Raw genomic sequence first — 21719 nt, 5'->3', positions numbered from 1 at the left:
TCCGGCCAACTTTTGTCGCGAATCGGACAGTGGTGAAGCGAAAAATCGCTCCAAAGCGGTGCAAAAGTGTCCCGGATAGTGGGCTTTTCCCTCGGTAAATGCTTCCGGCGGACTTATTGGCCGTGTATAAACCTGTGCAGACGCGCGGCTCAAAAGGCGGCGCGGCGAGGGGCGGCGCGCCGCGAGCGACGTTAAAGATCGCAGCGGATGTTGCCGTAGACCCGGATAGATAAGCAGGAATGCCGGAACTGACCTTTTCAGCAGCCAGGATTCGGAAGCGGGGGAAAGAAAGAATGAAAGCAATTTCGCTGGGCAAGCAACCGGGCGTGCAGGGAGATCCGAAGTCGGGCGCAGGTTTCAAGGCGAACAGCGGCCGGCGCGCGGGCCGTCTCTCCGGGCTTTCGGTGAAAGCCACGCTTCGGCTGGCGTTTGCGCTGTTGCTGGTTGGCACGATGGCGATCGGCGTGTTTTCGCTGGCGCAGATCAGCCGTCTGAATGGCTCGACGCGTTCGATCTACGATCAGGGCCACGTCGCGAGCCGGGCCGCCGAGGAAGCGCGCGGTTACGTGCTGCGTGCAAGCCGCGCGCAAAAAATGTTGCTGACCGCGACTACCGGCAAGGAGCGCGACGAACTCGGCAACGACATCGAGACGGGTCTTGCGTCGCTCACCACCGAACTGAATACGCTGCAGCAGTACGTCGATCCGTCTGACAGCGCGGCGGTTGAGCAGCAGAAGCAGTTTGCCGCTGCCGTGACAACCTGGAGCGGCAACCTGCGTGCGTTCGTGACGCTCGTGAAGGCGCAGCCGCTCGATCTTTCGCAGATGAACTGGCAGGTGGGCACGCAGGACGTGTCGCTACTGGTCGAGACCGGCAAGCTCGAAAAGCGCGTCGACGAACTCGTGGCCCAGCGCGGCACCGCGGCGAAGGCGACCATCGACGCATCTGCATTCATTTACCGCTCGTCGTTCGTGATGATGGCCGTGATGACGATTGCGCTGATGGTGCTCGCTTTCTTCGTGAGCGAATGGGTGGTGCGGCGGCTTGCGCGCCAGCTCGGGGGCGAGCCGGTTTATGCCAAGGAAATCGCGAGCCGCATTGCGGCGGGCGATCTGTCGAACCATATCGAGCTGGGTCGCAAGGACACATCGAGCATGCTGTCCGCGCTGCGCGACATGCAGACCGGGTTGTCGGCGACGGTGGCCGACATTGCGGCGAGCGCTGAGGCGATCGCATCGGCGTCGGGTGAGATTTCGATGGGCAATCTCGACCTGTCGCGTCGCACCGAGCAGCAGGCTGTGGCGCTGGAGCGCACGGCGAGCAGCATGGAGCAGTTGACGTCGACGGTTCGTCAGAACGCGGACAACGCGAAGCAGGCGAGTGCGCTCGCGAACAACGCGTCGGAAATTGCGGAGAAGGGTGGCGAGGTGGTGGGGCGCGTCGTTGCGACGATGAATGCGATCAACGACAGCGCGCGCAGCATTGCCGACATCATTGGCGTGATCGAGGGCATTGCGTTCCAGACGAACATTCTGGCGCTGAACGCCGCGGTCGAGGCGGCGCGGGCGGGTGAGGACGGGCGTGGGTTTTCGGTTGTTGCGGGCGAGGTGCGGAATCTGGCGGGGCGTTCCGCTGCGGCTGCGAAGGAGATCAAGACGCTGATCAATGCTTCGGTCGAGCGCGTCGGGAACGGGTCGACGCTTGCGCAGGATGCAGGCCAGACGATGGACGAAGTGGTGAAGGCCGTGAAGCGCGTGACGGACATCATGGGGGAGATTTCGGCTGCGTCGGCTGAACAGAGTTCTGGCATTGAAGAGATCAATGATGCTGTGACGCAGATGGATTCGGGGACCCAGCAGAATGCTGCTCTGGTCGAGCAGGCTACTGCTGCTGCCAGGTCGCTTGATGATCAGGCCAGGGCGCTGAAAGGTATGGTTGGGAAGTTCCGGCTGGCGGTCTGAATTTCTTTTGTTGGGGTTTGCTTTGGTCTTTCCTTGAATTCGCATCGGTCTATTGGTGTTGCCCCTTTTGCGGGGCGGCATTTGCTTTCTTCGTGCCGATAGGGGCTCTTGCTTTGGCCTTTCCTTGAATTCGTATTGGTCTATTGGGGTCGCCCCTGTGCGGGGCGGCACTTACTTTTCTTTGTCTTCCAAAGAAAAGTAAGCAAAAGAAAGGCGCTTCGAAAACTCATCTTTTCCTGGTGTGTCACTCGCGGTGAATGGCAACCCATGAAGTGTCGCCCCCACACTTCAGACCGTATCGGTCCCCGCGCGATCCCAGCCCGCGCGCATTCCACCCCCGTGACAAGGCCGTCATCCACCCGACTCCGCGCTACGCGCGTCGCCGACCGGCATAATCCCGCCGCCAGCTCTCGCTCACCCACAACGCACTTGCTTTGCACCCGGACCCGTCGCTGCGATCGCAATGATCCGCGGCCCTGCGCATGCTGCTCCGAGCGGCCGCGCCGCGACGCACGAAGTGCGAAGCGGGATGAATGAGCCCTGTGTCACGGGCGATGCTGTGTGGGGGATCAGATCGTGCGCGGACCCGCGCGGGGTGACGCGCGAGGGCGGCACCTCACGGATTGCCATTCCCCGAAAATGACACACCTCGAAGAAGTGAGTTTTCGAAGCGCCTTTCTTTTGCCTACTTTTCTTTGGAAGACAAAGAAAAGTAGGTGCCGCCCCGCACAGGGGCAACGCTAATAGACCGACGTGACTTCAAGGAAAGGCCAAAGCAAAGGCCAAAGCAAAGAACCACCTTCGGCACGAAGAACCCAACCCCTTAACCAGGCGTAACAACAACAGTACAAGTAATCCCGGCAGAAAGCACAACCCCCTCCGGCACCTGATCAATCCGGATCCTCACAGGCACGCGCTGTGCCAGCCGCACCCAGTTGAAAGTCGGATTCACATCGGCAAGCAACTCCCGGCTCTGCGGATTGTCACGATCATAAATCCCGCGGGAAATGCTTTCGACGTGCCCCTGCAACACTCCACCACTCATCAAACGAATTTCAGCCTTGTCGCCGATCCGAACCCTCGGCAGCTTCGTCTCTTCGAAATACCCATACACCCAGAACGAATGACTATCGACAATCGCAAGCTTCGCCACGCCCGCCGTCGCGTAGTCACCGCGATACACCGACAGGTTCGTCACATACCCATCCACCGGCGCCACAACCCGCGTGCGCGCCAGGTTCAACTTCGCCGCATCCAGCGCGGCAATCGCCTGCTGATACTGCGCCTCGGCAGCCTGCGCGGAATGTGACGCGTTTTCGCGGCTCTCCTTCGATACCACGAGACTGTCTATGTCCGCCCGCCGCTGCGCGTCGTCGCGGCGTGCCTGCAATTCCGCCTTGCGCGCGGCCACCGCTGCCTGCGCCTGCTCGACCGCGATCTGGTAATGCGACGGATCGATCTGCATCAGCAGGTCGCCCTTTTTCACGAGCTCGTTGTCGTGCACAGGCAGTTCCACCACCGCGCCCGATACGTCCGGCGCGATGTTGATCACTTCGGCGCGCACGCGGCCGTCGCGGGTCCATGGTTCGTCCATGTAGTGAACCCACAGCGCGCGGCCAATAAAGATCGCGATTGCAAAGATCGCAAGCGTCGCGATAAAGCCAATGATTTTCCGGATGGTCATGTTTCGACTCTGATCAACGATAAACGGCGAGGCCAAGCACCCCGCACACACAGACGAGCAGGCTCGCCCTGAATAAGGACGGATGCCAGACGATCCTGTACAAGCCCGTCCAGGCAATCACGCGATCCAGCACCCACGTGAGCGCAGCACCGGCAATGAACAGCAGCACGATGGCCGGCATGTAGGCGTCAAGGACGGCAATCTCACGTGGCATGGCGTTCTCCCTCAAGCTCCTCGCCGCGGCCGCCGACCAGTGCCTCAAGCGGCGATTGCGGATCGAGCAGCGCGGTACGGATGAAATGCAGGTGGCTCAGAATCCGCTGCAACTGGTGGCGCTCTTCGCGGGGCGGCGTAAATGTCGCGAGTACCTGTTGCGTCGCTGCGATGGCATCGGCGGTGGCGAGGAGCGCCTCGTCCATCCGGCCGGCGCGTGGCCTGTCGAAAAGCGCCGCGAGCGTTTCGCGCATCGTGCGGATTGCGACGCGCCATGGTGTCGATCCGGCGTAACGCGGATCGGCGGGCAGCGTCGCGAGTTCGTTGCGTACGTCGATGACCGCGTTGCCCACTTCCAGCACCGCGAAGAGCCAGCGCAACGTATTCAGCTTCAGTTCCGGCTCGCCTTCGGCCAGCGCGTTGATCTGGAACATCAGGTCCCGCGCGCCGCTTTCGAAGCGCGAGCGCAGCCGCGCGAGCCGTCCGTGACAGCTCAGCACGACCTGGCGGCGCAGGTCGTGAAAAAGCCGGTTGCGCAGCCACGGCGTCGAAGGCGGGAGCAGCACCGCGAACGCAATCGCCGACACCAGCATCGACATTACGAGCGCAAGCGCATCGTTCATGAAGCTCGTCGGGTCGTAGTGGACGAGGTTGTCCGGCCCCGCCAGAAAACAGAAGAAGATGCAGTAGCCGATGCCATACCCGGCCAGTTTCGGCCGCGTCGTCATGAACACGCCCAGTAGCAGGAACGGCGTGAGCGCGAGCGCGAGGAGGGGAAATCCGTCGATGTGCGGATAGATGCCGAACGTCACGATCATGCCCATCAGCGACGAGAGCACGGTGCCCCCCGCCATCTGGAACGCGGTACGCGTCGGATACGGCGACGACGAAGCGAGCGCACAGATCGCCGCTGCGTTCAGCACGAGCGTCGTGCCGCTCGGCCACGCGGTTGCGATCCAGAACGCGCCCAGCACCAGCATGACGACGACGGCGCGCAGGCCGGCCACACCCGCCGCGATCGGGTTCGTCTTCGGCTCGTAGCGCTCGATCCACCGTTCGCGTTCATGCGTGTCGACGGCCAGCGATGCGTACGTGGCCGCGTACGCATGCAGATCGTCGACGAAGCGATACAGCAGTTCGCTCGCGGTATCGAAGTCGAGTAGCGGACACGCGGGATTCGTCTCGAGTTCCGCGCGCGTCGCGCGAACGCGCCTCGGCAACGCGGCCTTGTACGCTTCGAGTTGCGCGGCGGCCGAAGCGGCGTCGGCTGCGGTCAGCACCGGCTCGCCCGTGCTCGATTTCGCGAGCAGCGGCGCGATTTCCTTGAAGTACGGTTCGAGCGCCGCGATGGTTTCGGCGGCAGCCGTCTTGTGCAGACGGTTCATCAACTGATGCAGCGCGTGAAAACGCGTCGACGCGGTCATGAACTCGCTGTTCAGCCGCGACAGACGTCCGCTTTTCATGCGCGATTCCGGGCTTTCGAATACGGCGACACTCCGCGTCGCCTCGAAGCCGACGATATCGGCGACGAAGCGCGCGTTCGTCGCCTCGATCTGCTCGCGCGGCACGCGGCCGGACAGCGAACCGGACACGTATTCGACAAAGGAGCTAAAGCGTGCGCGTACGGTGGTGCGCATCTGTTCGCCTGCGTGCTGCGGAAACACGAGCGCGCTGACGGCGCCCGAGCACAGGATGCCAAGCGAGACTTCGGCCACCCGCGTGAGCGCCGAAAGGAACGCGCCGTCCGGATGCTGTGAAGCCGGAATGCCGATCAGCGCGGCCGTATAGCCCGCAAGCACGAAACCATACGAGCGGAAATTGCGGTTGCGCGCGGCACCGGCCGTGCAGATGCCGACCCAGATCGCAGTCGTGATGATGAAGAGCTCCGGCTGCTGCGCAAAAAGCCCGAGCAGCGCGAGCATCACGATCAACCCGACGAGCGTGCCGCAGATCCGGTAGAAGCTCTTCGCGAGCACCATCCCGCTTTGCGGCTGCATCACGACGAACACGGTCGTCATCGCGGTGCGCGGCTGGGGCAGGTCGAGCTTCATCGCAATGCCGAGCGCGAGCAGCGCTGCGGCGATCGCCTTGAACATGTAGATCCAGGTGCGGCCGTCGGTGCGGGCCCAGTCGGCAGCGGCCGCGTAGAACGTGGTGAGCGGTGACGGCGGCGGGGCGGAGGAAAGAGGCGTGGACATGTCGGGCCGCGCTTACTTCGATGAAGTCGTGCTGACAGGCCGCATCGCAGCGGCGGTCGCGCCGGGCGTCGTCGAGGCCACCGGCGTAGCGGGTGCCGGCGCGGGTGCCGGCGCCTTCTTGCCGCGTCCGTGGGCGGGCAGCGTCTCGGCGGTATCGGGGCCGTCTTCCGGTTCGATGACGCCGCCGCCGAGCGCCGTCACGAGCGAAGCCTGCACGCCGATCCGTTCGGCCTGCACGCGCGCGACGCCTTCCTGTGCGCGCAGCAGTTGCGTCTGCGCGATGAGCACGTTCAGGTAGTCGGTCAGGCCGCGCCGGTACCCTTCCGCCGACAGCTGGTAGTTGCGGCGCGCTGCATCGACGGAGCGCTGTGCGTCCTTCGACTGCGTCTCGAGCGACTTCATGCGCACGATCTGGTCGGCGATATCCTTGAGCGCGCTCACGATCGTCTGGTTGTACTGGTCGACCGCGACGTCATAGCCGGCGGACGCCGCACCGAGTTGCGCGCGCAGCCGGCCACCCTCGAAGATCGGCAGCGAGAGCGCGGGGCCGGCCGTCCATCCGCCGTTGGCGGCATGCAGGAACTGGAACATCGGGCCCGCCGCCGCAAAGCCGCCGACCGAAGCGAGCAGGTTGATGTTCGGATAGAAATCGGACTTCGCGACGTCGATGCCGCGTGCCTGTGCCGCCACCGTCCAGCGGGCGGCGACGACGTCCGGCCGGTGACCGATGAGTTCGGCCGGCAGCGTCGACGGCAGCCCGATCGGCGCGGCAAGCCCGATGGTCGGGCGCGTGATCGACCCGCCCGCACCCGGGCCCTTGCCCGCGAGCGCGGCGAGCTGGTTGCGCCCGAGTGCGATAGCTTCCTCGTAGGCGTCGATCTGGCGTTCGTATTCCGGCAGCGGTGTTTCCGCCTGGCTGACTTCGAGCTGCGTGCCGAGGCCGCCTTTCAGGCGCTTTGTCGCGAGATCCAGGATGCGGTGCTGCTGGTCGACTGTCGATTTCGCGATGTCGAGCAGCGCGTAGTTCATCGACATCTGCACGTACGTGCGCACGACGTTCGCTTCGAGTTCGAGCTGGGCGGCGCGGGCGTCGGCAGCCGACGCGTGCGCCATGTCCAGCGCGCGCTCCGCGTTGTTGCGGTTGTGGCCCCACAGGTCGAGGTTGTACGAGAGGCTGATCGTGCCGGTGTTGTTCCAGGTGTTCTGGTCGGCGAGCGGGCCGGGACCGTAGTAGACGTTGTCCGGCCAGTGCTGGCGCTGGATCGACAGTTCGCCCTTCACCTGCGGCGAGAGCGCCGAGGCGACCACGCCCGCGAGCGAGCGGGCCTGGCGCACCCGCGCCGCGGCGACGGCGAGCGTCGGATTGCCTTCCTGTGCGGCGGCGATCCAGGCATTCAGCTGCGGATCGTTATAGGCGCGCCACCACCCGGCGTCGGGCCATTTCGCATCTGCGTTGGCCGCGCGGATCGCCGCGCCGGCGTCGAGCGTGGATGAATCGAGGCCCTGCGCCTGCGGCGCGATGCCTCCGGTATTGGCACAGCCGGTGATTATTAATGAGATCGTAAGAACGCCGAACGCAACGATCCATTTCGATACCGGAGACTGCACGATTTGCTCCTTAAATGGCTATAGAACAGTGTGCGTCATTATATTTTTTCAGCGATTACTGAATAACCCGTAAAAATGGAAGGGATCTTTACGCGAATTGAGATAATCGTTCTTGCGATTCATGTAACAATCGGCCGGGTCAAAGGAAGGATATATGGATACGCTTCAAAACATGCGCGTATTTGTCCGGGTCGTGGAAGCAGGCAGCTTCACGGGCGCCGCGCAGCACCTCAATACCACGACCGCCTACTGTTCCCGTGCGGTGTCCGATCTGGAAGCGCACCTGCGCACGCGGCTGCTCAATCGCACGACGCGGCGCATCGCGCTGACCGAAGCCGGCGAGCGTTACCTGCAGCGCTGCGAAGAGATTCTCGCGTACGTCGACCAGGCGGAAGCGGAGGCGAGCGACGCGCACGCGCGCCCGTCCGGCAAGCTGAAAATACACGCGATGACGAGCTTCGGCCAGCACTACGTCGTGCCTGCCGTGGGCCGCTATCAGAAGCGATATCCGGAGGTGCACGTCGAGCTGACGCTCGCCCAGCGCATGCCGGATCTGCTCGACGAAGGCTACGACGTGTCGCTCACGCTCGCCACCGGTCTGCCGGATTCCGGCCTCGTTTCACAGCGCCTCGGCAGCGCGTTCAGCATTGCATGCGCATCGCCGGCATATCTGGAGCGCAACGGCATTCCGCAGGCGCCGGCCGATCTCGCGCGGCACAGCTGTCTGCAGATGGTGACGCCGGTTTTTCCGTCCGACGAATGGATCTTCGATGGTCCGAACGGGCAGGAATCCGTGTTCCTCGGTCCGGCGACGTTTCAGGTGAACGTCGCCGAGGCGATGGCGGTCGCGGTGCGCGAAGGGATGGGCGTCGGTTTGATTCCAATCTACTCGGCCATCAGTGGCCTCCGCAGTGGCGACCTCGTGTGGATCCTGCCGGAATACACGTCTCAGGAAATGAATGTGTACGCGCTGTACGCTTCACGCCAGTATCTCGACGCGAAAATCCGTACGTGGGTCGAATTCATGCGTGACGAACTCCCTGCGACGCTTGCCACCGATCAGGCCGAACTGCGCCGTTTCGCGCGGACGTGATCGCCTGATCCGACGTGACCGTGCGCGTGGCTGTGTTGCGTGCTGTTACACCCGTGGCGCATCGCAACATTTCCTTACTTCCTCTGGCGAGTGGATTTGCTACCGTGTGTCAGGTGCGCTGACCGACTGGACGTGTACGCGCAGCACGTGAATTGACCGCCTCACCTGAACCAGACGAAGAGGGACTCCATGGATATGCATCTGCTCGTCGGCGTTGCCGTCATGCTCGGACTGATCGGCATCGCCGCATGGCGCGATCTGCAGCGCACGCTGCGCCCGCAACCGGAACTCGTGCCAGTCAGGGTGTCCCGTCCTGTTCGTTCGGGGCGCTCAGTTCGCTCCGGCAGTCCGGATATCCGCTGAGCGGTTGACCGGCGTGCGTGACGTCCAGTCACGCCAGCGCTTCGATCAGGCCGGGTTCGTCGGCGAGCAGACGGTTGACGTCGCCGCCCACGCGATACCACGCGAATTCGCTCGCCGGCACGCAGTCCTTTCGCGCCAGCAGTTCGAGCTCCCGCAACGGCAGCGACGGATCGAGCCAGCGACGCGCCGCCTGCGGCGCGAGCACCAGCGGGCGGCGGTCGTGAACGTCGATGAGACCCGCGTCGGCGGTAGCCGTCACGAGCACCATCCCCATACCTTCTGTTTGACGCCCCGTTTCGCCCACGCTCGACAGTGCCGCGATATACATCGGCTCGTCGCGCTTCAGCCGGACGTACCAGGGCTGACGTTCCTTGATGTCGCGCGAAGCGGGTGACGTGTCCGGCGCGCCGGTTTCCGTCGCGGCTTCGACGCGCCATTCGAACCAGCCGTCGGCCGGCACCAGCACCCGGCCGGTACGCCAGAGCGTGCGGAAATAGCGGGCGGTCGCGGCCGTTTCGGCGCGCGCGTTGATGGTCTGCGGCAGATTTTCTGCGACGGCCCACGGCGGCCGGTAGCCCCAGTGAATCGCGCGGATGCTCTCGTCCGGATAGATCGCGAGCGGATGCATGCCGGGCCCGACGTTGTAGCCCAGCCGCCGGTCGGCGGCATCGAAAAGCATGACCGGATTCGCGAGGCCGAGATGCCCTGCGTAACGAAGCGGCTGGCTGTACTGGCTGATCCGGTTACACATGAGGCCTCCGAAGGGACAGCGGCTCTAGATTTCCACCACCTTGTCCCACGCGAAATCGGGGTTTTCGAGCTTGCGGGTGCGGCGGTCGATGTAGCCACGCGGATTGCACACCACGCGCGTGCCGTTCACGGTGTAGTCGAACGCGGTGTGCGTGTGGCCGTGGATCCACAGCGCGGCGGGCGTCCGCACGAGTTCCGGCAGGTCGTTGACGAAGCCCGCCGACACGAGGTCGTCCGCGTAACGGGCGGAAAGACTGAGACGGTGCGGCGCGTGGTGGGTGACGACGATCGTCTTGCCCGCGAACGGCTTCGCCAGTTCCGCTTCGAGCCAGGCGCGCGCGCTCTTATGCAGCGCGAGGGAATCCGCAGGCGTGAAGTCGCGCGGACCTTCGGCGACGCTGCTTTCCTCGTCGCGGCCGGCTTCTGCCGCGTGCGGCCAGGTGAGCTGGATCAGTCCACGGAAGTCGAGCATCACGCGCTCAGCCGCAGCAATCGAGGTGGCGCGCGCTTCGTCGCTCGCGCCGTAGAGCGTGAAGTCGGTCCACAACGTGGTGCCGAGCACGCGCCAGCGTCCCTCGGGGTCGACCAGCGTCGCGTTGTTCAGGAAGTGGACGTTGTCGAGCGCGTGCGCTGCGTCCTGCATCGCCGACTCCAGCGCACCGAATTCACCGTCGTAGTACTCGTGATTGCCCGGCACATAGACGACGGGCACCGCGCCATCGAACGTTTCCGCCGCCCAGCGCAGGCCAAGCGCGTGATTGTGGATGTCGCCGGCAAGCACCACGAGATCCGCGTTCGCATGCGGGATCACTTCGGGCTCGTCGCTTTCGAGATGCAGATCGGACAGAACACGGATCTTCACGGCCACCACTCCTTCTTCGAGATCGATACGCCGGACCTCAGCGTATCACCTTGCCGGCATTCATCAGATTGAGCGGATCGAGCGCGGCCTTCAGGGTGCGCATCAACTGCACCTCGACGGGCTGCTTGTAATGCATCGCCTCGTCGATTTTCAGCTGCCCGAGGCCGTGTTCCGCGCTGATGCTGCCGCGATGACGGTGCACGCTGTCATAGACGATCTGGTTGATCGATGACTGATACTGCTTCAGAAACGCCTTCGCGTCGACGCCTTCGGGCGCCTGTACGTTGTAGTGCAGATTGCCATCGCCGAGATGGCCGAACGTCACCATGCGTGCGCCCGGCGCGTGCTGCGCGATGGCGGCGTCGGTTTCGTCGATGAAATGGCCGATGCGTGAAATCGGCACGGCGATATCGTGCTTGATGTTCAGACCTTCCTCGGCCTGGGCAAGCGGAATGTGTTCGCGCAGGTTCCAGAACGCCCGCGACTGCGCGATGTTTTCCGCGACGACTGCATCCTCGACGAGACCTTCGTCGAGTGCATGTTCCATCAGCCGCTCGAAGAGAGCACGTGCGTGCTCCTCGCTCTCGCTGTCGGACAATTCGAGCAGCACGGCCTGCGCGTGCGATTCAGCGAACGGATAGCGCATCTGCGGAAAATGCGTGCCGACGAGCTTCAGACAGAAATCCGACATCAGTTCGAAGCCGGTCAGGAGCGGCCCCGCAAAGCGCTGCGCAAGTGCGAGAAAATCGAGCGCGGCGTGGGGCGACGCCAGCGCCGCGAGCGCCGTGACGCGCGCGGCGGGTTGCGGATGCAGCTTCATGACGGCGGCCGTGATGATGCCGAGCGTGCCTTCGGCACCGATAAACAGGTCGCGCAGGTCGTAGCCGGTGTTGTCCTTGCGCAGGCCGCGCAGGCCATCCCACAGTTCGCCTTGCGCCGTGACGACTTCGAGACCGAGACATAGCTCGCGCGTATTGCCGTAACGCAGGACGCCGGTGCCGCCCGCGTTCGTCGCGAGATTGCCGCCGATCGTGCAGCTGCCTTCGGCCGCGAGGCTGAGCGGAAAGAGCCGCCCGGCTTCCTGCGCGCGCGCCTGGACGTCGGCGAGCACGACACCCGCTTCGACTGTGATTGTATTGTTGTGCGGATCGACATCACGCACGCGGTTCAGGCGCTTCAGGCTCAGCACGGCCTGCTCGCCGCTGCCGTCGGGCGTGGCGCCACCGGCGAGCCCGGTGTTGCCGCCCTGCGGGACGATCACGACGCGGTGTTCGACGGCGAGCCTCACGAGCGCCGCCACTTCCTGTGCCGACGACGGGCAGAGCACCGCGAGCGTGGCGCCGTTGTAGCGGCGACGCCAGTCGGTGGTGAACGGCGCGGTGTCGCGCGGGTCCGTCAGGACGTAGGTTGCGCCAATGGCCGTGCGGCATGCGTCGACGAACGCGTGATGGCGGGAAGCTTCAGCTGGATGGCTCATGATGGTCGGTCAGGGTGTATTGCGGGCTTCGATGCGTGGCGTTTCTGTCGTGCTTGCGGGGTACATGCGCCGGGCGCGCGCGTCTTTCTCAGCCGGGGTGTTTTGCGTGCGTTCTGTCGCCGTTCAGGCGGCGGCTTTCTTCGCACGTTTGGCTGCGCGTTTGTACGGCGCGACGTAGCCGAGCGCGCAGACGAAGAAAACACCCGCGAGCGCCGTTTCGAGCCAGCCAAGACGTGCGCTCAGGCCAGCATCGGTCATGCCTCGCACGATGCCTTCCGCGAGATACAGCAACACCAGCATCGATGCCCATTGCAACGTGTACACGCGATGGCGCAGCACGCCGCCGAGCGCGAAACACAGCGGCACGGCCTTCAGCACGAGCGCCGAGCCGCCGGGACGCAGCGGCGCGAGCCACCATTCCCACGCGATCGATAACGCGATCAGCGCAACCAGCGCCACGGAGGCGCCATACGCGAAGCCACGCGGCGCGGTAACGGGCGCTGCCGGGGCCGTTGCATGGGTAGGGCTGGCGGGTGGCACATGCGGTGTGTTCATGGCCGGCCGCTCATCATCGAAGCCGCGCGTGCGACGCGCACGCCGAGCGCGATCGCGAGCGTTTTTTCGTCGGCCGAAATGCCCTGTTCGGCTGAGCCCGCGCGCGCGAAATGCGATGCGCCATAGGGCGTGCCGCCGGTCTGCGTCGTGGTGAGTGTGCTCTCGGTGTAGGGAATGCCGAGGATCATCATGCCGTGATGGAGCAGCGGCAACATCATGGAAAGCAGTGTGGTTTCCTGTCCGCCATGCAGGCTGCCCGTCGACGTGAACACGCAGGCCGGCTTGCCCGCGAGCGCGCCGGAAAGCCACTGCGGCGTCGTGCCATCGAGGAAATATTTGAGCGAAGCGGCCATGTTGCCAAAGCGCGTGGGCGAACCGAGCGCGAGGCCGGCGCATTCCTCAAGATCGCGCAGTTCGACGTAGGGTGGCCCTTCGGCGGGAATATCGGGCTGTGTCGCCTCGCAGACAGTCGAAACCGGCGGGACGGTACGCACGCGTGCCTGCATGCCCGGCACGCCGTCGATGCCGTGCGCGATCGCCAGCGCGAGCTCGCGCGTGGCGCCGTGACGGCTGTAATAGAGCACAAGAATGTCTTTCATAGGCCTCGTCAGTGAACGGGTATTATAGGGGTTGGGTCCGCGCGCACGTTGCGCAGCGGGCGGTTTCACGCGGCGAAGGAGGTGCTTTTGTTGTCCAGAATGCGTGTCGATCTCGACGTGATCCGGCGTCTTGCGCAGTTTGCGGCGCAACGCAGCAGCGAAGACCGTATTGCGCAGGTGGCCGGCAGCCTCACGTTCACGACGATGCTCGCGATTGTCCCGCTCGCGACGGTCGCGTTCGCGCTCTTCACCGCATTTCCGATTTTTTCGTCGTTCCAGATGTCGCTGCAGGATTTCCTCGCCGACCATCTGATGCCCGCGCAGATCAATAACCAGATTTTCAACTGGTTGAACGAATTCGCGTCGAAGGCAAAAGGCCTGACGACAATGGGGATGATCGTCCTGTTCCTCACGTCGGTCATGACGATGATGACGATCGAATCCGCATTCAATGTGATCTGGCGCGTGCGCAAACCGCGACCTTTCGCACAGCGTGTGCTGGTGTACTGGGCGATTCTCACGCTGAGTCCGCTGCTGATCGGCTTCAGCCTGTCGATTTCCTCCTATCTCTTCACGCAATCCATGGCGTTCACGGGCGCGCAGCACGTACCGGGCGTGATCGAATGGGCACTGGCGGGCGCCGCGCTGCCGCTCACCGGGCTCGCATTCACGATGCTGTACGTCTATCTGCCGAACTGCCGGGTCGAATGGCGCGACGCGGTGGTCGGCGGCCTGTGCGCCGCGCTCGCGTTCGAGCTCGCCAAACGCGGCTTCGGTTATTACATCCGGCGCATTCCGACTTACACGGCCGTCTACGGCGCGTTCGCCGCGCTACCGATGTTTCTGCTCTGGATGTATCTCAGCTGGTTCATCACGCTCGCGGGCGCAATGATCGCCTCGGCGTTGCCGGCTATCCGCACCGGCCAGTTTCACCGGCCGCAGTTTCCGGGCAGCGACCTGTTCGACGGGCTCGAACTGCTGGCGCGGCTTTCAGAGGCCCGTGAAGCCGGCAAGCCGGGTTACACGATCCAGCAACTGGCGCGGCTGCTGCGTCGCGATATGGATACGACGATCCGTATCACCCGCGAACTCGAAAACTGCGAGTGGGTTGCGCACCTCGAGGAAAACGGTGCCCAGCCGCATTTCCTGCTTCTCGCAAACCCGAACCAGATCACCGTCGCGCAGCTGTTTGCGATGTTCGTGATTGACCGTCCGGAACTGGAATACCAGCTGAATCTCGCTTCCACGCGCGTGGACGGCGCATTGCTGCTTGCCGCGCTCGATAACGACAAGCTCGATATTTCGCTGGCTTCGCTGTTGCTGGCGCGGGCCGCCGCACGCGCCGCCGATGGCGCCGAGGCCGACGGTCAGCGCTCAGCCATGCCGCATCAGACGGCGTAGTCTAATACCTCTGCCGCCTCACCCGGTTCACCGCCCGCGTGTTGCACCAAACCGCTAGATCGAGATTTTCCCGGTGCAGATGTCCCTGAACATCACCCAGTCGCCCATCAGGCTGTAAACCGGATGCCGGAAAGTGGCGGGGCGATTTTTTTCGAAGAAATAATGTCCGGTCCATGCGCAACCGTAACCGCAGACGAGCGCGGCGGGCAGCCATAGCCACTCACCGGTGGCGAGTGCCATCGCAAGAAAGCCGATCACACCCAGCGACCCCACGAAATGCAACCGGCGCGACACCGGGTTGCGATGCTCTTCGAGATAAAACGGATAGAACTCCGCAAAACTCGCGAAGTGATCGGTATGAGTGGTATGCGCCATCGTCGCCTCCGTTTCTTCCATAGCCGGCCGGGACACGCCGCGAGCGCCTTGCAGGTGCTGCCGGGTAACTGAATTCATTGTCCTGCTATCGGATCAGGGGCGCAACCTGGCCATCCGGCCGATGGTGCGCGCCGGTGCGATTCGCTATCGTGATGGCTGTCGGCCGGTGTCAGGCGTTCGTCGTGGGGCGGGACGCGAACGTGAACAGGGCGTCGAGCGTCGCATCGGGTTGCTCGGTCATCAGCGCATGCCCTGCGTCCAGCGTCACGGTGTCGATGGCGACGCCGGCGCGCGCAAATGCGTCGGCGAGCGGCCGCGCGGCGCGTGGTGGCGTCATGGCGTCACGCTGGCCGACGATCAGCCGTACGGGGCACCGCACCTGCGCGGCCCGCGCGATGCCTTCCGTCCAGGCATTGCAGGCGCTGAAGTCCGTGTGAAAGAGGCGCGGCTCGCCCGTGGCGGCAACGCGCTCCATCAGCCGCTGGTTCATGCCGTGCAGCCAGAAACCCGGGCCGGGGCAGGAGGGCTTGGCGGCGAAGGTCGAGTGCGACCACTGGTTGACCATCGCGATGGCTTCGGGCTCGCGGTTCGCCGCCGCATCGAGCAGGGCGTCAGAGACGGTCATCGGCGCGGCGGTGGCGAGCAGTGCAAGATGGGTCGCGCGCTCGGGGTAGCGCGCGGCGAAATCGAGCGCGATGAGTGAGCCCATGCTGTGGCCGGCGCAGAACGCACGCGCGACGCCCGCCGCGTCGAGGAGCGCAGCCAGCCAGTCGGCCATGGCGCCGATGTCGCGTAACGCGGGCCCGCGGCTTCGGTGATGGCCCGGCAGGTCGACCGCAAGCACGCCGAATCCGTGGTGCGCGAAGTATCGGGTCTGCAGCGCCCAGACACTGTGATCGTGTTCGGCGCCGTGAATGAACACGGCGGTCGGCAGCGCCGGATCGAACGGCTTGCCGCCGGTGTAGGCGTACGCGGGGCGGCCGTGAACATCGAGAATCATGCGGACTCCTTGCGCGGGCCACCGTCTTTTGCCGTGGTAGTCGCCGCAGGGCCGGCAGCGACTTTCGCGGCGCCTGCACCGCCGGATTTCTGCGATGCCTTCAGGGCGCGCTTGAGGTCGTCGATCAGGTCGTCGGGATCCTCTAGGCCGATCGACAGGCGGATCGTGCCTTCGGCGATGCCGGCTGCGGCAAGCGCGGTGGCGTCCATGCGGAAATGCGTCGTCGAAGCCGGATGGATCACGAGCGAGCGCGCATCGCCGACGTTCGCGAGGTGCGAGAACAGGGAGAGGGCTTCGATGAAACGGCGTCCGGCGGCGCGGTCGCCATGCAGGTTGAAGCTGAATACCGCGCCTGCGCCGCGCGGCAACAGACGCTTCGCGAGCGCGTAGTCCGCGTGCGTTTCCAGCTCTGGATAGGCAACGGATTCGACCGCGGCATGGCCCGCCAGAAACGCGACCACCTTGCGCGTGTTCGCGACATGGCGCTCCATGCGCAGCGGCAGCGTCTCGATGCCCTGGAGCAGCTGCCAGGCAGCCTGCGGATGCAGGCACGCGCCGAAGTCGCGCAAGCCCTCGCGGCGCGCCCGCAACAGGAACGGCGCGACGGTGCTCTCTTCGGCGAACACCATGCCGTGAAAGCCTTCGTACGGCTCGGTAAATTCGGGGAAGCGCCCGGACGCCTCGAAGTCGAACGTGCCGCCATCGACCAGCACGCCGCCGATCGTCGTGCCGTGTCCGCCAAGAAACTTGGTCGCCGAGTGGTAGACGAGGTCGGCGCCGAGCTCGAACGGCTTCATGAGGTATGGCGTCGTGAACGTCGAATCGACGAGCAGGGGCACGCGGTGCGTATGCGCGATGTCAGCAACCGCGGCGATATTCAGCACGTCGAGGCCGGGATTGCCGAGCGTTTCGCCGAACAGCAGCCGCGTATTGGGGCGCAGCGCCGCGCGCCAGGCATCGAGGTCGCCCGGTTTGACGAACGTCGTCTCGATGCCGAAACGCCGCAGCGTGTAGTTCAGCAGATTGTGCGACCCGCCGTATAGCGCACTGGAGGCCACGATATGGGATCCCGCGCCCATCAGCGTGGCGATCGCAAGGTGCAGGGCGGCCTGGCCGCTGGCCGTCCCGATCGCGCCGGCGCCGTTTTCCAGCGCGGCGACGCGCTCTTCGAAAACGGCGACGGTCGGATTCGAGATCCGCGAATACACGTGGCCCGCGCGCTCCATGTTGAAGAGCGATGCGGCGTGGTCGGTATCGCGGAACGAAAACGAGGTGGTCTGGTAGATCGGCGTGGCGCGGGCGCCGGTCGTCGGGTCGGGAGCAGCACCGGCGTGCAGCGCAAGCGTGTCGAAACGGTTGGCGGACATCGTGAGCGGCGGAGCCATGAAAGGCCCGGCGAAGGATGAAAGTGGGGGCCATCGTATCACCGGGGGCGGGGCGCGTCCGCATGCGGTTTGCCCGCTTTCCTTTTGCACCCCTTTCCGCTAGGATCGAAAGTCAGTCAGGCTTTAAGGCATTACAGGAGACAATCATGCGAGTCAGCGACATCCTCAAGGTCAAGGGCAATACGCTTTTCACCGTCACGCCCGATACCGCGCTGAGCGAAGCAGTCAACGCCATGGCCGAGCACGATATTGGCTCGCTTGTCGTCATGGAATACGGCGATCTCGTCGGCATGCTCACATTCCGCGAAATCATTCTGACGCTGAGCGAGAACGGCGGGAGTGTCGGCACGTCGACGATCCGCAAGGTCATGGACGACCATCCGCTCACCTGCACGCCGGAAACGGATGTGAACGAAGTCCGTCGCATGATGCTCGAACATCACGTTCGCTATCTGCCGGTAATGGAAAGCCGCACGCTGATGGGTGTGATCTCGTTCTATGACGTCGCCAAGGCGGTTGTCGAAGAGCAGGGTTTCGAAAACCGCATGCTGAAGGCGTATATCCGCGACTGGCCCGAGCAGGAACAGGAACAGACGCGTTGAGTGTTCGCCGGAGCGGGCGGTACAGATCTGCGCCCGCGTCCAATGTGTCGCTGCCTTAACGGCGTAATCCGGGCGATGTAACCTGAGCAGAAAGCGCGCGCGAAAGCGTGCGCTTTTTTTGTGTCCGCGCGGCCGCCAGTTGCCCGCGTTTAAAGCCTTCGCTTCTTCACGTCTCCACTACCGTTTTCATGAACGATCGCCCGTTACCCGGAGTCCGTCGCGCCAGTCGTCCCGGCGGCGAGCACGAATCGCAGTTTTGCCTGTTGCGGCAGCGCCGCTTTGCGCCGTTTTTCTGGACGCAGTTTCTTGGGGCGATGAACGACAACGTCTTCAAGATCGGCTTCTCGTCGCTGGTGACGTTTCAGACCGCGCGCTTCTCCGGCGTCGACGCGAAGACGGCAGCGTTCCTGATTTCGGCCGTGTTTATCCTGCCATTTGTCCTGTTTTCGGCCACCTCCGGGCAGATCGCCGACAAGTACGACAAGGCCATGCTCACGCGCTTCGTGAAGACATTCGAGATCGGCGTGATGCTGATCGGCGGGGCCGGGTTCGTGTTTCACAGCGCGGCGCTGCTGTACGTTTGCACGTTTCTGATGGGCGTCCACTCCACATTGTTCGGCCCGGTGAAATACGCGTATCTGCCGCAACATCTGTCGAAAGCGGAACTGGTTGGCGGCAACGGAATGGTCGAGATGGGGACGTTCGTCGCGATCCTGGCCGGAACGATTATCGGCGGCGCGGCCGCGGGTTTTGTCGAACACGGCGCGGTGGTGCTGGCGTGCGGATGCGTGGCGATTGCGCTCGTCGGACGGCTCATATCGGCGGCCGTGCCGGAGTCGGCCGCGCCGCATCCGGAGTTGCGCATCAACTGGAATCCGGTCAGCGAAACGTGGCGCAATCTGAAACTTGCCCGCGAAGATCGTACCGTGTTCTTAAGTCTGCTTGGCATTTCATGGTTGTGGTTCGTCGGCGCGACGTTCCTGTCGTCGTTTTTCAGCTTCGCGAAAGACGTCCTCTCCGCGAACCCGGATGTCGTCACGGTGTTGCTCGGTACGTTCTCGATCGGTATCGGCGTCGGTTCGTTACTGTGCGAGCGGCTGTCGAAACGCCGCATCGAGATCGGCCTCGTGCCGCTTGGCTCGATCGGCATGAGCGTGTTTGCCATCGACCTCTATTTTGCGAGCCATGCGATCCCGCCCGCCGCGCATCTTCTGACTGTCGGCGAGTTTGTCTCGGTGCTGCCGCACTGGCGCATTCTCGCGGACCTGTTTCTGCTCGCGATGTTCGGTGGCTTTTACAGCGTGCCGCTTTATGCATTGATCCAGAGCCGCAGCCAGCCCGGACATCGCGCGCGCATCATCGCAGCAAACAACATCCTGAATTCGCTGTTCATGATCGTGTCGTCGCTGATGGCGGTGGCGCTGAGCGCGGCGGGCGTCAGCATTCCTGGCATCTTCCTCGTGACGGCGATACTCAACATCGTCGTCGCCACGTATATCTATTCGCTGGTGCCGGAGTTTCTGCTGCGTTTCGCCGCGTGGCTGCTGGTGCATACGTTTTACCGGATCCGCCTCGTGCACGCCGGGCGCATTCCGGACGAGGGCGGCGCGGTGCTCGTGTGCAATCACGTAAGTTATGTGGACGCGGTCGTCATCATGGCCGAAAGCCCGCGGCCGATCCGTTTCGTGATGGACTACCGGATTTTCCGCTCGCCGCTTGCCGGCTGGCTTTTCCGTCAAGCGAAGGCCATCCCGATCGCACCTGCACACGAGAACCCGGCGATGCTCACGCGCGCCTACGATGCCTGCGCAAAGGCGCTCGCCGAAGGCGATCTGGTGTGTATTTTTCCGGAAGGCAAGCTGACGCGCACGGGCGACGTGAATCCGTTCCGGCACGGCGTGAGCGAGATCATCCATCGCACGCCGGTTCCGGTCATCCCGATGGCGTTGCGCGGGCTATGGGGCAGCGTGTTTTCGCGGCACGAGGCGGGACTGATGCCGCGGCCAGTCAGGAAAGGCGTGATGAGCCGTCTGACGCTCGCAGTCGGTGAACCGCTCGATCCGGCAACCGTTACGCCGGAAGGTTTGCAGCAGATCGTGACGGCATTGCGCGGCGCGCGGAAATAGCCAGCGTGCGGCGGCCTCGTGGTGATTGTCGATCATCCTGTTTTTGCGCGAGGCGCTCACGCGTTGGCATGCCGCCCGCGCCACACGCCAGAGGGCGCGTCCGCGCGGCCGGGCTGGCATAATAGCGGCTTCCCCGCCTTTCTTTGGACGACGCTCATGTCCGGCAATACCCTTGGTACGCTTTTCACCGTCACGACCTTTGGCGAATCGCACGGTCCTGCAATCGGCTGTGTCATCGATGGCTGTCCGCCGGGGATGGCGCTGACCGAAGCCGACATCCAGTTCGAACTCGATCGCCGCAAGCCGGGTACGTCGCGTCACGTCACGCAGCGCCAGGAAGAGGACAAGGTCGAGATCCTGTCGGGTGTCTTCGAGGGCGTGACAACCGGCGCACCGATCGCGCTCCTGATCCGCAACACAGACCAGCGCAGCAAGGATTACGGCAACATCGTCGACACGTTCCGTCCAGGGCACGCCGATTACACGTACTGGCAGAAATACGGCATCCGCGACTATCGTGGTGGCGGCCGTTCGTCGGCGCGTCTGACCGCGCCGACGGTCGCGGCGGGTGCGGTCGCGAAGAAATGGCTGCGCGAGAAGTTTGGTACCGAAATTCGCGGCTACATGAGCGCGCTGGGCGAGATCGACGTGCCGTTCGTCGACTGGTCGCATGTGCGGGAGAACCCGTTCTTCGCGCCGAACGCCGACATCGTCCCGCAGCTCGAAGAATATATGGACGCGCTGCGCAAGGATGGCGACTCGATCGGCGCGCGCATCAACGTGGTGGCATCGGGCGTGCCGGTGGGTCTTGGCGAGCCGCTCTTCGACCGTTTCGACGCCGACATTGCACACGCGATGATGGGCATCAACGCGGTGAAGGGCGTGGAGATCGGCGCGGGTTTCGCGAGCGTCGCACAACGCGGCTCGGTGCACGGCGACGAACTGACGCCGGACGGCTTCGTCGGCAATAACGCGGGCGGCGTGCTCGGCGGTATTTCGACCGGCCAGGATGTGACGGTTTCGATCGCGATCAAGCCGACATCGAGTATTCGCACACCGCGTCGCTCGATTGACAAGGCACGGCAACCGGCCATCGTCGAAACGTTCGGACGCCACGATCCGTGCGTCGGCATCCGCGCAACGCCGATCGCCGAAGCGATGCTCGCGCTGGTGATGATCGATCACGCGCTGCGGCATCGCGGGCAATGCGGCGATGTCGTCGTCGCCACGCCGAAGATCGCAGCGAGCGCGCCTTGATGCGCTGAGGTCAGCTGCCCGAATCTGGCGCTTTCGTAAAGCGAACGGCGCAGACAAAAAAAGCCCCGCACGCTGCGGGGCTTTCTGCATGACGGCGAAGCCGGATCACATGTTCGGATAGTTCGGCCCACCGCCGCCTTCCGGCGTGACCCAGACGATGTTCTGCGTCGGGTCCTTGATGTCGCACGTCTTGCAATGCACGCAGTTCTG

General features: G+C 64.1%; 20 protein-coding genes. 7 read left to right on the top strand and 13 right to left on the bottom strand.

From position 1 onward, the window contains the following. Positions 1-293: 293 nt before the first annotated feature. The gene (locus LPA36_RS17045; protein ID WP_228878961.1) at positions 294-1961 is read left to right on the top strand and encodes a methyl-accepting chemotaxis protein; all 1668 of its coding nucleotides are present in this window, start codon (positions 294-296) and stop codon (positions 1959-1961) included. A gap of 823 nt (positions 1962-2784) precedes the next feature. Here the strand turns inward: LPA36_RS17045 and LPA36_RS17040 are convergent. The 4 genes from LPA36_RS17040 to LPA36_RS17025 are packed head-to-tail and all read right to left on the bottom strand — an operon-like array spanning position 2785 to position 7664. Next, positions 2785-3645 carry an efflux RND transporter periplasmic adaptor subunit gene (locus tag LPA36_RS17040; RefSeq protein WP_228879717.1) on the bottom strand — a complete coding sequence of 287 codons (861 nt, stop codon included), beginning with the start codon at positions 3643-3645 and terminating at the stop codon, positions 2785-2787. A gap of 13 nt (positions 3646-3658) precedes the next feature. After that, positions 3659-3859 carry a DUF1656 domain-containing protein gene (locus LPA36_RS17035; RefSeq protein WP_228878952.1) on the bottom strand — a complete coding sequence of 67 codons (201 nt, stop codon included), beginning with the start codon at positions 3857-3859 and terminating at the stop codon, positions 3659-3661. Further along, positions 3849-6056, bottom strand: a complete 2208-nt coding sequence (locus LPA36_RS17030) for an FUSC family protein (RefSeq protein ID WP_228878950.1) — start codon at positions 6054-6056, stop codon at positions 3849-3851. The genes LPA36_RS17035 and LPA36_RS17030 overlap by 11 nt, the downstream gene beginning before the upstream one ends. A 12-nt stretch (positions 6057-6068) precedes the next feature. Further along, a complete protein-coding gene (locus LPA36_RS17025; RefSeq protein WP_228878948.1) occupies positions 6069-7664 on the bottom strand; it encodes an efflux transporter outer membrane subunit in 1596 nt (531 codons plus the stop codon). A gap of 154 nt (positions 7665-7818) precedes the next feature. Between LPA36_RS17025 and LPA36_RS17020 the strand changes: the two genes are divergently transcribed. Then, positions 7819-8757, top strand: coding sequence for a LysR family transcriptional regulator (locus LPA36_RS17020; protein ID WP_228878946.1), 939 nt, complete (start codon positions 7819-7821; stop codon positions 8755-8757). A 189-nt stretch (positions 8758-8946) separates the two neighbouring features. After that, positions 8947-9120, top strand: a complete 174-nt coding sequence (locus LPA36_RS17015) for a hypothetical protein (RefSeq protein ID WP_228878944.1) — start codon at positions 8947-8949, stop codon at positions 9118-9120. A gap of 28 nt (positions 9121-9148) precedes the next feature. On the opposite strand, the gene LPA36_RS17010 is transcribed toward LPA36_RS17015, so the two are convergent. From LPA36_RS17010 to wrbA, 5 genes are all read right to left on the bottom strand, one after another. After that, complete coding sequence (locus LPA36_RS17010) at positions 9149-9871, bottom strand: SOS response-associated peptidase (protein WP_228878942.1); 723 nt, start codon at positions 9869-9871, stop codon at positions 9149-9151. Positions 9872-9895: 24 nt separating this feature from the next. After that, the gene (locus tag LPA36_RS17005; RefSeq protein ID WP_228878940.1) at positions 9896-10732 is read right to left on the bottom strand and encodes a metallophosphoesterase; all 837 of its coding nucleotides are present in this window, start codon (positions 10730-10732) and stop codon (positions 9896-9898) included. Positions 10733-10769: 37 nt separating this feature from the next. Further along, a complete protein-coding gene (locus tag LPA36_RS17000) occupies positions 10770-12209 on the bottom strand; it encodes an FAD-binding oxidoreductase (RefSeq protein WP_228878930.1) in 1440 nt (479 codons plus the stop codon). Positions 12210-12332: 123 nt separating this feature from the next. Next, on the bottom strand, positions 12333-12764 hold the full coding sequence (locus LPA36_RS16995) for a DUF2069 domain-containing protein (RefSeq protein WP_228878928.1): 432 nt from the start codon (positions 12762-12764) through the stop codon (positions 12333-12335). After that, entirely contained in the window at positions 12761-13363 is a 603-nt protein-coding gene (gene wrbA, locus LPA36_RS16990) for an NAD(P)H:quinone oxidoreductase (RefSeq protein WP_228878925.1), read from the bottom strand. The genes LPA36_RS16995 and wrbA overlap by 4 nt, the downstream gene beginning before the upstream one ends. Positions 13364-13462: 99 nt before the next feature. Here wrbA and LPA36_RS16985 point away from each other — a divergent pair, with 99 nt between their 5' ends. After that, positions 13463-14764, top strand: a complete 1302-nt coding sequence (locus LPA36_RS16985; RefSeq protein ID WP_228879715.1) for a YihY family inner membrane protein — start codon at positions 13463-13465, stop codon at positions 14762-14764. A gap of 54 nt (positions 14765-14818) precedes the next feature. Here LPA36_RS16985 and LPA36_RS16980 read toward each other — a convergent pair whose 3' ends face one another. The 3 genes from LPA36_RS16980 to LPA36_RS16970 form a co-directional block, all read right to left on the bottom strand. Next, complete coding sequence (locus LPA36_RS16980; RefSeq protein WP_228878923.1) at positions 14819-15139, bottom strand: DUF962 domain-containing protein; 321 nt, start codon at positions 15137-15139, stop codon at positions 14819-14821. A gap of 169 nt (positions 15140-15308) precedes the next feature. Next, a complete protein-coding gene (locus tag LPA36_RS16975) occupies positions 15309-16139 on the bottom strand; it encodes an alpha/beta fold hydrolase (RefSeq protein WP_228878919.1) in 831 nt (276 codons plus the stop codon). Next, complete coding sequence (locus LPA36_RS16970) at positions 16136-17506, bottom strand: O-acetylhomoserine aminocarboxypropyltransferase (protein ID WP_228879712.1); 1371 nt, start codon at positions 17504-17506, stop codon at positions 16136-16138. The genes LPA36_RS16975 and LPA36_RS16970 overlap by 4 nt, the downstream gene beginning before the upstream one ends. Positions 17507-17670: 164 nt before the next feature. On the opposite strand from LPA36_RS16970, the gene LPA36_RS16965 reads away from it, so the two are divergent. From LPA36_RS16965 to aroC, 3 genes are all read left to right on the top strand, one after another. Next, positions 17671-18126, top strand: a complete 456-nt coding sequence (locus tag LPA36_RS16965; protein WP_228878916.1) for a CBS domain-containing protein — start codon at positions 17671-17673, stop codon at positions 18124-18126. A 188-nt stretch (positions 18127-18314) separates the two neighbouring features. Further along, positions 18315-20252, top strand: a complete 1938-nt coding sequence (locus tag LPA36_RS16960) for an MFS transporter (RefSeq protein WP_228878910.1) — start codon at positions 18315-18317, stop codon at positions 20250-20252. 156 nt (positions 20253-20408) lie between these two features. Further along, the gene (aroC, locus tag LPA36_RS16955) at positions 20409-21509 is read left to right on the top strand and encodes a chorismate synthase (RefSeq protein ID WP_228878907.1); all 1101 of its coding nucleotides are present in this window, start codon (positions 20409-20411) and stop codon (positions 21507-21509) included. 105 nt (positions 21510-21614) lie between these two features. On the opposite strand, the gene LPA36_RS16950 is transcribed toward aroC, so the two are convergent. Next, positions 21615-21719: 4Fe-4S dicluster domain-containing protein (locus LPA36_RS16950; protein ID WP_141667388.1), on the bottom strand; the 105-nt coding region annotated here is incomplete at its 5' end.

The organism is Paraburkholderia saeva (assembly GCF_907164555.1).
Taxonomy (GTDB): Bacteria; Pseudomonadota; Gammaproteobacteria; order Burkholderiales; family Burkholderiaceae; genus Paraburkholderia; species Paraburkholderia saeva.
Note: the sequence above shows the minus strand (reverse complement) of the source record. Positions and strands in the feature narration are given on the sequence as shown.